Source organism: Rhodanobacter sp. Root179, assembly GCF_001428465.1.
Taxonomy (GTDB): Bacteria; Pseudomonadota; Gammaproteobacteria; order Xanthomonadales; family Rhodanobacteraceae; genus Rhodanobacter.
The window spans coordinates 1-1,335 of record NZ_LMHR01000045.1 but is presented as its reverse complement, the minus strand read 5'-3'; the positions used below and the strand labels follow the sequence as shown (position 1 = coordinate 1,335).

Below are 1,335 nucleotides of genomic sequence, written 5' to 3'. Positions count from 1 at the left end.
TGCTGCCGTCTAACAAGTCATTCAAGCGGACGGCTACGCCGCCGCTTAATTCCAGCGTTAGGCCTACTCATGTACGACGAAGCAACCATCAGGAAGCAATTGATTGCCTCCTGCCATTCTTCTCAAGAGGCCAAGGAGTATTTCCTTGCTAACCTCAACGATCCCGAGCTGCTGTCTCTCCTCGTAAAGATCGCGCTCGATGCAGAAGACCATGGTGGTGACGCCCCTATGCAAGCGGCTTACTTCACCTCACAGTTTCCAAATTCCTTGCTCGTGCGCTACGAGCCAGAGTTATTTGGCCTTCTTACCAGCGCCAACGGCTATGGTGGTCACGTCGCTTTGGCGCTGGGCAAGACCAGGTCAGCTCGTGGCAAGGAGGCGCTGGTTGCAGAGCTCGGTGACGGTTCGCGGTTTGATGCTTGGTTGTTCAACAAAGCACTGGCAGAGTATGGGCAGGCGTAGGCCTAACATTTCGTTCAAGGCGGACGGCTACGCCGCCGCTTAACTCAAGCGTTAGGCCTCAAAAAAACAGGGGTTCCATATGGATTCTGGACTTGCCGCATTAATCGGTGCGTTGATCGGAGGAGGCTCCACGGTCTCAGCACAATTCTTTATTGCCAGGTCGCAGAGGCGGCAGCAGCGCATTCAAGCGGCAACCAGCTTGGCAATAAAGGAACATGAGTTCGATATTGCATTGCGTGCCGAGGGACAAAAACTCAAATATTCTTTACTTGGTGAGTACGTTGCCTACCATGATGCGGCCCTCGCCAGACTTGATCGTGGGTTACAAAATACCCCGGACGTTTTAGAAAAGTTAGCAAAGACATACGGGGTTGTGTAACAGCCATGCCGACTCTTCGATGGCCTAACCCCTCGTTCAAGGCGGACGGCTACGCCGCCGCTTAACTCAAGCGTTAGGCCTAGAGAACATGGACGCCAATTTCGAGAGGCTGATCGAACTTTTCCGTCATATGGAAGCCGACGGATTCGACACAAGCCGTCCTCTCAAGTGGGGGTTTTTCTTCTTCGCTTCAACCAGGGCGAGTCTGCATAAGGTGCTGGAAGAACTAGTCAGTCACGATTACGTCGTTGAGCAATTCGAAGAAACCGAACATGAGAACTGGGTTCTGCAAGTGAGCAAAACTGAAACCCTAGCATGCGAGAAATTGCATCGCCGCAATATTGCATTCAACGACTTGGCAGAATCTTGTGGGGTGGATCTCTACGACGGATGGGATGTAGGTCGTGGTTAGGCCTAACCAGTCATTCGAGGCGGACGGGACAGTTCCTACGCTTTAGTGGACACCCTGAACTAGCTTTTCAGGAGCCCACAAC

At 52.6% G+C, this 1,335-nt stretch carries 3 protein-coding genes; all 3 read left to right on the top strand.

What is annotated here, in order from left to right:
* On the top strand, nt 1-462 hold a 462-nt coding region (locus tag ASD82_RS02785; protein WP_235580619.1), incomplete at its 5' end, for a hypothetical protein.
* Nucleotides 463-541: 79 nt separating this feature from the next.
* Nucleotides 542-841, top strand: coding sequence for a hypothetical protein (locus ASD82_RS17575; RefSeq protein ID WP_157599164.1), 300 nt, complete (start codon nt 542-544; stop codon nt 839-841).
* Nucleotides 842-929: 88 nt separating this feature from the next.
* Complete coding sequence (locus ASD82_RS17285; protein WP_082585222.1) at nt 930-1,253, top strand: ribonuclease E inhibitor RraB; 324 nt, start codon at nt 930-932, stop codon at nt 1,251-1,253.
* The last annotated feature ends 82 nt before the right edge of the window (nt 1,254-1,335 follow it).

Bases quoted from the DNA above. Each gene is read 5' to 3' on its own strand.
- ASD82_RS17575 (WP_157599164.1), top strand. From the start codon at position 542: ATGGATTCTGGACTTGCCGCATTAATCGGTGCGTTGATCGGAGGAGGC.
- ASD82_RS17285 (WP_082585222.1), top strand. From the start codon at position 930: ATGGACGCCAATTTCGAGAGGCTGATCGAACTTTTCCGTCATATGGAA.